This window comes from Mesorhizobium sp. M1088 (genome assembly GCF_040318575.1).
Classification (GTDB): domain Bacteria; phylum Pseudomonadota; class Alphaproteobacteria; order Rhizobiales; family Rhizobiaceae; genus Mesorhizobium.
This window is the reverse complement of record NZ_JAMYMO010000054.1, coordinates 19,689-28,924: the sequence shown is the minus strand read 5'-3', so window position 1 is coordinate 28,924 and position 9,236 is coordinate 19,689. Positions and strand designations below refer to the sequence as shown.

General features: G+C 63.7%; 7 protein-coding genes. 4 read left to right on the top strand and 3 right to left on the bottom strand.

All coding sequences use genetic code 11. The features are described from left to right. Positions 1 to 281: 281 nt before the first annotated feature. Together NKH49_RS31735 and NKH49_RS31730 are read right to left on the bottom strand one after the other, a co-directional pair. Positions 282 to 1,532 (bottom strand): NAD(P)/FAD-dependent oxidoreductase, encoded by a 1,251-nt coding sequence (locus NKH49_RS31735; protein ID WP_352929451.1) that lies wholly within the window; start codon positions 1,530 to 1,532, stop codon positions 282 to 284. 10 nt (positions 1,533 to 1,542) lie between these two features. Then, a complete protein-coding gene (locus NKH49_RS31730) occupies positions 1,543 to 2,931 on the bottom strand; it encodes an aminotransferase-like domain-containing protein (RefSeq protein ID WP_352929448.1) in 1,389 nt (462 codons plus the stop codon). Between the two features lie 315 nt (positions 2,932 to 3,246). Here NKH49_RS31730 and NKH49_RS31725 point away from each other — a divergent pair, with 315 nt between their 5' ends. Genes NKH49_RS31725 through NKH49_RS31710 form a run of 4 tightly spaced genes read left to right on the top strand, consistent with a single transcriptional unit; the run spans position 3,247 to position 7,584 of the window. Then, the gene (locus tag NKH49_RS31725; RefSeq protein WP_502906639.1) at positions 3,247 to 4,413 is read left to right on the top strand and encodes an ABC transporter ATP-binding protein; all 1,167 of its coding nucleotides are present in this window, start codon (positions 3,247 to 3,249) and stop codon (positions 4,411 to 4,413) included. Positions 4,414 to 4,418: 5 nt separating this feature from the next. Further along, positions 4,419 to 5,468: an ABC transporter substrate-binding protein gene (locus NKH49_RS31720; RefSeq protein ID WP_352929442.1), complete on the top strand. Its 1,050-nt coding sequence runs from the start codon at positions 4,419 to 4,421 to the stop codon at positions 5,466 to 5,468. 5 nt (positions 5,469 to 5,473) lie between these two features. Further along, a complete protein-coding gene (locus NKH49_RS31715) occupies positions 5,474 to 6,754 on the top strand; it encodes an ABC transporter permease (RefSeq protein ID WP_352473294.1) in 1,281 nt (426 codons plus the stop codon). A gap of 2 nt (positions 6,755 to 6,756) precedes the next feature. Next, positions 6,757 to 7,584, top strand: a complete 828-nt coding sequence (locus tag NKH49_RS31710; RefSeq protein ID WP_352542799.1) for an ABC transporter permease — start codon at positions 6,757 to 6,759, stop codon at positions 7,582 to 7,584. Between the two features lie 676 nt (positions 7,585 to 8,260). On the opposite strand, the gene NKH49_RS31705 is transcribed toward NKH49_RS31710, so the two are convergent. Further along, positions 8,261 to 9,043 (bottom strand): helix-turn-helix domain-containing protein, encoded by a 783-nt coding sequence (locus NKH49_RS31705; protein ID WP_352929438.1) that lies wholly within the window; start codon positions 9,041 to 9,043, stop codon positions 8,261 to 8,263. Between the last annotated feature and the right edge of the window lie 193 nt (positions 9,044 to 9,236).

Here is a 9,236-nt window from a genome sequence, read left to right as displayed (position 1 = left end):
ACACAAATCCCCATAGCTCACCGCCTGCGGCCCGCGGGTTCCTGCATCAGAGACTTTCGTACGCCTGACGGCACCCGAAACCCTTCAGCAATGTCGGTCATTCCGGTCGACTTGACCGCCCGCCAAACCTGACAATGCTGGTGCCGCCGCTGAGGTCGCGGTTGCGCCACCCTGGCAGATGGTCTGCTTTCCGCGTGCGAGCTGACCATTGCCAAGGCAGAAAATTCACCCTCCCACCTCCGAACCCAGGCGACGTTGTCTTTTCGCAGCCCGCGTGGACTTCAGGCGCCGAACCTGTCCACCGCAAAGGGTGCTATGCGCGCTGGATCGCCGCGACCAATGATCAGCTCGGCAATCAGGCGCGCCGTGATCGGCGCCAGCGTCAGGCCGAGATGGCCGTGGCCGAAAGCGTGGATCACCCTCGAGCTGCCGCGCGACGCGCCGATGACCGGGCGGGAATCGGGCAGCGATGGCCGGAACCCGAGCCATTCGGATGAAGGCTGGCCGAGTTGTGGAAAGAACTGCCTGACACCGCGATCGAGCAGCGCCAGCCGGCGCGCATTTGGCGGCGCTGCAAGTCCGCCGAGCTCGACGGTTCCGGCGACACGCAGCCGGCCGGCCATCGGCGTCATGTAGAAGCCGAGATCGACCGGACAGACCGGACGATTGAGCAGAGGCGCTTCGGTCGGAAATTCGAGATGATAACCGCGTTCGGTCTCGAGCGGAATCCTGTCGCCGGCCTGTATGGCCAACGCCCGCGATTGCGCGCCCGCGGCGATAACCACCGTGTTCGCCTTGATGTTAAAGCCGGAACCGCTGAGCCTGACACCGTCCGCCTCAACCCGCAGTCCGGTTATCTCAGCCTGCGCCACCGAAACGCCGCGGTCGGCCGCGGCATCGAGCAGCCGCCGCATCACTGTCTCGGGATCGGTGACATTCATCGAGTCGGGGAAGTACAGACCGCTGGCCCCGGTCGCGGGCAGGCCAGGCTCCAGCGCGGCCACCGCTTCCGGCGTCAGAACCTCTTGATGGACGCCAAACCCGGCGCGCAGCGCCCTGCCCCCAGCGGCCTTGGCGAAATCGCTCTCGCGGCGATACAGGTAGAGACAGCCGTTGCGGCGCAGCAGGTCTGTCAGGTCAGCCTCCTCCACCATCTCTTCCCAGGCCGGCAGGGCCTCGGCCAGTAAACCGGCGAGCGCCAGCGCATTGGCGCGGGTAGCGGCGGGAAGCGATTGCCGCACGAATTGAACCAGCCATGGCGCAAGCTGCAACAGCGCCGGCCAGCGCAAGGAAAAAGGGCTGTCGGGATCGAGAAGCAGCTTTGGCAGCGCGCGCAGCAGAGCCGGATTGCCGACCGGCATGCAGGCATATTCGGCGATCGTTCCGGCATTGCCAAACGAGGCGCCGGAGCCCGGCTCATTGGGGTCGATGAGCAGGACTTCGCAACCCTCAGCTGCGAGCCGGAGTGCAGTTGCCAGTCCGACAACGCCGGCACCGACGATGGCGATTTCGACCGTTTCCGACGCTGCCATCTTTAAATTCCTAGACGAAACCAGGCAATTGAAGATGGCCGGCAGATAACAGTTCGGCCATCGAGTTCAGGGCCGTGCGCAGATCGTCGAGCGAGCGCGCAGCGCCGACATTGATACGCACGCCGTGCTGTACCGGCTCGCGCCCAACGGCGAAGGCATCACCGGGGAGCACGGCAACGCCACGTTCCAGGCAGGTGCGAGCGAAACCCGCGCCCCGCCACGGCTCCGGAAGGCGCAGCCAGGCGTGGGTCGAGGTTGGGTGGTTCTGGACATCGTAGCGGCCGAGGATTTCAGTGAGGATGGCCTGGCGCTGGCGCAGCTCCTGCTTCTGCGCTTCTATTATGCGCGCCGCCAGGCCCTCTTCTATCAGCCGCGCGCCGATCAGCGCCGTCAAGGGACTGATGCTCCAGCAGTTGATACGCAACGCCGCTGCGACCTGGCCGGCTATGGCGCGTGGCGCGATCACAAAACCGAGGCGCAGCCCTGGGGCAAGACATTTCGACATGGCGCCGATATGGATCGTCAGTTCGGGCTCGAGGCTGGCAAGCGACGGCAGTGGATTGTCTGCCAGGGGGCGGTAGACGTCATCTTCGATGATTAGGACGTTGTGGCGGCGGGCGACAGCTATCAGCTCGTGCCGGCGCTCTTCGGATAGCGTGATGGTCGTCGGGTTGTGCAGGGTCGGCACCAGGAAGACCGCACGTGGGCGGAGCTGCGCGCAGGCCACATCGAACGCGTCGGCCCGCATGCCGCCACGGTCCATCGCGACGCCTCTGAGGTCGAGCCCATGCACCCGGCACAGTGCGTTGATGCCCTGATAGGTCACTTCGTCGGCGAGCACGACCTCGCCTTGCCTGGTCACCGCGCCAAGCACGCAATCCAGCCCATGCTGGGCGCCCGCCGCCAGCACCACGCGGCCGGGATCGCCTTCCCCGGCCACCGGTCGCATCCACTCGGCGATTGCCATCCTCGCCCAAACCGGCCCCTCGGGCGGATGATAGTCCTGAAGCGTGGCATAGTGCCGGTCCTTCGACAGGCGCGGCAGCAGCAGCCCAAGCGCATCGAGATAGGCCGAGGTCGCAGGTCTGTTGACGGAAAGATCGATGACGCCGGTGTCGTCGCTCGGCGCTGACACGAAACCTGGCCTTTCGCCGCCATTGCGGGCCGCGACCGTTGTGCCGCGTCCGGGCCGCGCTTCGAGCAGGCCGCGCTGCTGCAGCGTCGACAGTGCGCGCGTCACCGTGGTGACATTGATGCCCAGCGCGCGGGCAATCTCGCGCTGCGGCGGCAGCCGGTCTCCAACTGCAAGTGTGCCGGCCGTGATCCGTTCCGCAATAGCGTCCGCAAGACGCCGATAGACCGGGCCTTCATCCGAGGCGAGTTGCAGGTCCTGAAGCATGCGGATTGGCGGTTTCGGTGTGTTGACGCTCTGGCTATCGGCGCATCTAGCATAAGACAATGCTCCAGACAATAGCACTTGTCCGGCAGGTATTTTTAAAATCCGGCCCGAACAATCTCACACAATCCCGAAGAAAGCCGCTTGACGGCCAAACTTGTCTGCATCTATGGTTCTTTTGCGATCGATTGTGTGAGCATACAAGTTTGGTTTGCCGCCATTGTGCGGCAGCGTCATGCGAGACCCATACATGCACGGTAAACGCCAACTCGTTTCGACATGCAGCTTCTGCCGCAGATCGACGGACTTGCGTCCGTGATGGCCGAAGCGACAGCCCTGTCGCGTGACAGCGCCGGTCCTGCACGGGCAGCCGATGCCGGCAGCCAAGGATTTGTCGAATTCATCGATGTCGAGAAATCCTATGACGGCCGCACGTTCGCGGTATCGCGGCTGAACCTCGGCGTTGCGCGCGGCGAGTTCCTCACCCTTCTTGGACCCTCCGGTTCGGGCAAGACGACGACGCTCAACATGCTTGCAGGCTTCGAACGGCCGACCAGAGGCGTCATTGCGCTTGAAGGCCGGTCGGTCGACAGGCTGCCGCCCTACGAGCGCAACATCGGCATGGTGTTCCAGAACTACGCGCTGTTTCCGCACATGAGCGTCGAGGAGAACGTCGCCTTCCCGCTCTCCGTTCGCAAGATTACCAAGACGGAAGTCGCAGCCCGCGTCGGCCGCGCGCTCGACATGGTGCGGCTGCGGCAGTTCGGCGACCGGCGGCCGGCACAGCTTTCCGGCGGCCAGCAGCAGCGCGTCGCGCTTGCCCGCGCGCTGGTGTTCGAGCCGAGCCTGGTGCTGATGGACGAGCCGCTCGGTGCGCTCGACAAGAAGCTGCGCGAGCACATGCAGCTCGAGATCAAGCAACTTCACACGATGCTCGGTGTCACCATAGTCTATGTGACGCACGACCAGAGCGAGGCGCTGACCATGTCGGACCGCGTCGCCGTTTTTAACAATGGCGGGATTGCCCAGCTCGGTTCGCCGGATGATCTCTACAACGCGCCGCAAACTTCGTTCGTCGCGAGCTTCATCGGCGAGAACAACACCCTGCTCGGCAAGGTCGAGCGCGTCTCTGGCAAGGAGTGCCGCGTCGCGCTGGACGGCGGCGGTTCGGTCACGGCGCTCGCCATCGGTGTTGCGGAGGGCGATGCCTGCCATGTCGCTATCCGCCCGGAGCGGCTGAAGCTTGCGCCCGCCTCGAACGGAGCAAATGGGCTGGCCGCCACGGTTGAAGGCCGCATCTATCTCGGCGACCACCAGCGTCTTTTGGCCCGGCTGGAAAACGGACAGGTGCTGACGGTCAAGATCGGCCCCGAAACGACCATGGGCAACGGGGGACCGGTCACGGTTTCCTGCGCGCCCAACGACTGCCGTGCCTTTCCGGCAGATGCCGCAACGGACGGTTCCATCTCGAAAACAGGGGAATAACAACAATGAAAATTACAAGAGCCCGGCTGTTCGCCTTTGCGGCAGCCACAGCATTCATCACCTCAGGACATGTCGCGTTCGCCGACGAGCTTTCGATCATGGCCAGCGGCGGCGCCTGGCAGGATGCCCAGCGCAAGGCATGGTTCGAGCCGTTCAGCAAGGAGACCGGTGCCAAGATCGTCGAGCAGGAATATCTCGGCGATCTCGGCAAGGTCAAAGCCATGGTCGACACCGGCAACGTGCCGATCGACCTGGTGACGGTCGAGACCGCGACCGTGCTGCAAGGTTGCGACGCCGGCATTCTCGAGCGCCTCGACTATTCCAAGATCGCGCCGCGCGAAAAATTCCTCGAAGGCTCCGCGCTCGACTGCGGCGTCGGCCTCGACGCCTATGGCGACGTGCTCGCCTATGATCCCAACGTGCTGAAAGAGGCGCCGACCTCGGTGCTCGACATCTTCGACACGACCAAGTTTCCCGGCAAGCGCGCGATGCGCAAGTTCCCGGCGCAGAATTTGGAATGGGCGCTGATGGCCGATGGCGTCGCGCCGGCCGATGTCTACAAGGTGCTGGCCACGCCGGAAGGCGTCGACCGCGCCTTCAAGAAACTCGACACCATCAAGAAAGACATCGTCTGGTGGGATGCCGGCGCACAGCCGCCGCAGCTCCTTGCATCCAAGGAAGTGGTGATGACCACCGCCTGGAACGGCCGTATCCAGAACGCCATCGACAAGGACGGGGCGCCGTTCAAGATCGTCTGGAACAACCAAATCCTCGAATACGACATGATCGCCATTCCGAAGGGGGCCAAGAGCCCGGACCTGGCCTACAAGTACCTTGCCTATGTCAGCCAGCCGGAAATCAACGCCAAGCTGGCCAGCTACATCACCTACGGGCCGGTGCGCACCGATGCAGCGTCCTTTGTCGCGCCGGACGCCTTGCCCAAATTGCCGAATGCGCCCGACCATATGAGCGCTTACCTGGTCGCCGACACCGAATTCTGGGGCGATTACGGCGAGGATTTGGTCAAGCGCTTCAACGCCTGGCTCGCGCAGTAGGAAAAATGACGGCGCTTGAGCCCACGAAGCTGGAACGGCCGCGCCTCGCGCGCGACCGGTCGGCCGCCGATATCAAAGCGGCGAAATCGGTCACGGCAAAACTTCGGCGCGCCGAGTTCGGCGATCGGCTGCGGTCACTGGCGCTGGCGGCGCCTTTGCTTGTGCTCCTGGCGCTGAGCTTCGGCATCCCGATCGTCCTGCTGCTATCGCGCGCCGTCTATGACCCGACGATTGCCGACGCTTTGCCGCAGACCAGCCAGGCGCTGCGCGGCTGGAACGGCGCGGGACTGCCAGGAGATGCCGCCTTCCTGGCCCTTGCCGCCGACCTCAGGGACAATCAGGCCATGGGCACGGCATATGAGCTCGCCAAAAGCCTGAACGCCCGCCTGCCCGGTGCGCGCAGCCAGGTGCTCAAGACGGTACGCCAACTTGAGGCTGCCGACAGGCCGCCGCTGGAGGTGATGAAAGCCGTGCCGTTCTGGTCGGCGCCGGGCACGTGGCCGGTCATCGAGAGCGGCACCCATAGCGTGACGTCGTTCTACCTGCTGAGCGCGCTCGATCTGCGCTGGAACGCCGATGGAGGCATTGAAAGAGTGCCGCCGCAACAGGCGATCTTCCTGCAGGTGTTCATGCGCACATTCTTCGTCGCCGCGGCGGTGACGCTGGCTACGCTGATACTGGGCTTCCCCCTCGCCTATCTCATCGCCTCGGTACCCAAGGGCCTCGCCGCCATCCTCATCGTCGCGGTGCTGCTGCCATTCTGGACGTCGATCCTGGTGCGAACCGCGGCCTGGACCGTGCTCCTGCAGAAATTCGGCCTGGTCAACGACCTGCTTTTGTGGCTCGGCATTGCCGACGACCGGCTTGAGCTGATGTACAGCCGCATCGGACTGATCATCGCCATGACCCATATCCAGCTGCCGTTCACGCTGCTGCCGATCTATAGCGTTATGCGCACGATCCCGGCCTCGCAGATGAAAGCCGCCTATTCGCTCGGCGCAAAACCCTTCACCGCGTTCCGCCGCGTTTATCTTCCACAGGTTTTTCCGGGCGTCATGGCCGGTTGCCTGCTCACCTTCATTCTGTGCCTCGGCTACTACATCACGCCGGCGCTCATCGGCGGTGCAAGCGACCAGCTGATCAGCAATTTCATCGCCAACTACGTCAATGTCGAGCTGAACTGGGAGATGGCGGCAGCACTGAGCTTCATCCTGCTCGTCTTCACCCTGGCGCTGTTTGGCATCTTCGCCCGCATCCTCGGCCTCGACCGTCTCAAGCTGGTGTAGCCATGCTGCTGTCTCCCTATCCGACGACAGGCGAAAGAATCCGCATCACCCTGCTGTGGCTGTGGTGCGGCATGGTGATCCTGTTCCTGCTCGTGCCGATCCTCGTTCCCGTCCCCTTGTCGTTCAACAGCGGCGCCTTCTTCATCTTTCCGCTGGAGGGATTTTCGACGCGCTGGTACGCGGTCGTGCTTGGCACCCAACGCTGGCAATCGGCGATCGGCAACAGCCTGATCGTTGCGTTCGGGACGACGCTGATCGCGACGATACTCGGCACGTTGACAGCGATTGCGCTTTCCGACGAGAAGTTTCCCGGCCGCCGCATCGTCATGCCGCTGCTGCTGTCGCCGCTGATCGTGCCGGTGGTGATCACCGCCGTCGGCTCTTATCTGTTCTATGCCCGCGTCGGCCTGGCCAGCACCTATGCCGGCATCATCCTGGCGCACACCGCGCTCGCCAGTCCCTTCGTCGTCGTCACGGTGGGAGCGAGCCTCACCGGCTTCGACCGCAATCTGATGCGCGCTGCCGCCATCTCCGGAGCAAAGCCCATCACATCGTTCTTCAGGGTGATGCTGCCGCTGATCCTGCCCGGCGTGCTGTCAGGCGCCGCTTTCGCCTTCGTTACCTCGTTCGACGAGGTCGTCGTGGTACAGTTCCTGGCCAGCGCCAACCAACGCACCATGCCGCTCGAAATGTTCATCGGCTTGCGCGAGAAGCTCTCCCCGGCAATCACCGCCGCCGCGACCCTGATGATGGCGCTGTCTATAGTGCTCCTGGTCGTGGCCAACCTTCTGGTACGGCGTAGCCAGCGTCGGCCAAGCGCGAGCGAGTAACTCGTGGCCTTGCCGCTCCAATGTTCCCGCAGTTTATGGTAGTGTTCCCAGGTCCCTGGTCGGCGATCGTCGGAAGAGACGGGATGGGCACGACGCGGTCATTGAAAGGTCCGTTCGGGATCTTCGCCTTTGGATCAGTTGAGACTTCAATCCCACCTGCTTGAATGTCTGCCATCGCTTTTAGGATGCCAGAAGCTGCAAGTGCGCTCCCGGCCGCCACGACAGCGGCTGAATTGCCGGACCATCTTGGCCGCGGATAGCGCTTGCCGATGTTCTCTCCAAGTCGCAGAAGATGCAGTCGCTAACGCAAGGTGCGACAACACGAAGGCGACTGACGCGTTGGGTGATGGCGCCGTTGGCGGCAGGACAGCGAATGGATTGAGCCCGGTCCGGTCGCCGGTGCGCGGTACGCTGCACCTCAGCGTCAACGACCCAAATGGCGCCGTCTCTCGCGTCGCAGATGGTCCTGTATCGCGACGACGGGCGACCGCCCAAGAGCGATCGGCGAGCCCGCTCCGGCGCCTCGGACACACTGTCGAGCCCTAAATCCCCATAGCCCCGCCCGCCATCCCGCGGTTCAGTTCAATCAGGCTTCAATGTAGTCGCGACCCGTGGGTGCCTGCCCAATCGCGCCCGCGACTACACAGAACCCCCAGATTCATTATGCACCTCCTTTTCAAATGGCGGAAAACAGCGATTCCTGGTTATCGTCGTGGATGCGACCCGGAGTATTGCGCGCCAGTTCGGCCTTGATCCGTTCGTCTTCGAGGTCGCTGGCGCGGATCTGGTAGCGCGCGCCGCGCATGACCTGCTCGGCGGGTAAGAGGCCATCCCTGATGAACCGGCGGATTTTGACGTGCGACACGCCGAGCTTCGCGGCCGCATCCGACATAGTGATCCACTCGCCATTCTTGTCGGACGAGCGATAGCCGCTGATCTTGTGCACCGTGCGCAGCGATTGGACGCGACGCGCGGTCCAGGTCTTTCCCTGACCGGTCTGCATGCCCATGCGGTTGAGTGTGGCAGCGATTTCGGCATCCGACCATCGGGTTGCCATGGATCGCATGATCGCCAGAGCCTCCTCAGGCGTACGCTGGCCATGCTCTCCGGATTTGGGCTTGCGAACCCGTACCTGCGAGTGCTGGCCTCCGTGCCAGTGGATGGTCAAGATCACGTCGCGCGCATCGTCATCGATATCCGCCACGATGTCCTTGATGAGCGCGCGCAGCAGTTGCTGACGACAGCGCATGTCGACACCCGGCGCGTTCCAGGTGGCCTCGAGATCCTGGGCAAGGCCCGTGAAGTCCGGAACCGCGTCGACAGGCTCCACACGCTTGACTTCGCTCAGCCGGGCCTCGCAGGTCTCCACGCGCCTGAGCGTGGCTTCCCAACTCCTCTCGAGCTGGGCCGCAATAAGCCGGTTCTCCGGGTCGCAGGCCGCTTCGCCGGCAGAAAGCATCTTGCGGATGGTGGACCTCGCGACAATGCCGTTGATTGAGGGCCGCGGCTGCGGTGTTCTCTGCCACTGCCTTTAACAGACTGGATGCGCCCGTTCGAATACCAATTTATCCGCCACGGCGAGAGCACTGGCCGTCCCGCCTGCGGTCAGCGCGAAATTCAGCCATGTGCGCTATCAGCTCGCAGGCACCCGT

Coding starts and splice junctions, on each gene's coding strand:
- NKH49_RS31735 (WP_352929451.1), bottom strand. CDS start 1,532: ATGGCAGCGTCGGAAACGGTCGAAATCGCCATCGTCGGTGCCGGCGTT.
- NKH49_RS31710 (WP_352542799.1), top strand. CDS start 6,757: ATGCTGCTGTCTCCCTATCCGACGACAGGCGAAAGAATCCGCATCACC.
- NKH49_RS31730 (WP_352929448.1), bottom strand. CDS start 2,931: ATGCTTCAGGACCTGCAACTCGCCTCGGATGAAGGCCCGGTCTATCGG.
- NKH49_RS31705 (WP_352929438.1), bottom strand. CDS start 9,043: ATGCTTTCTGCCGGCGAAGCGGCCTGCGACCCGGAGAACCGGCTTATT.
- NKH49_RS31715 (WP_352473294.1), top strand. CDS start 5,474: ATGACGGCGCTTGAGCCCACGAAGCTGGAACGGCCGCGCCTCGCGCGC.
- NKH49_RS31720 (WP_352929442.1), top strand. CDS start 4,419: ATGAAAATTACAAGAGCCCGGCTGTTCGCCTTTGCGGCAGCCACAGCA.
- NKH49_RS31725 (WP_502906639.1), top strand. CDS start 3,247: ATGGCCGAAGCGACAGCCCTGTCGCGTGACAGCGCCGGTCCTGCACGG.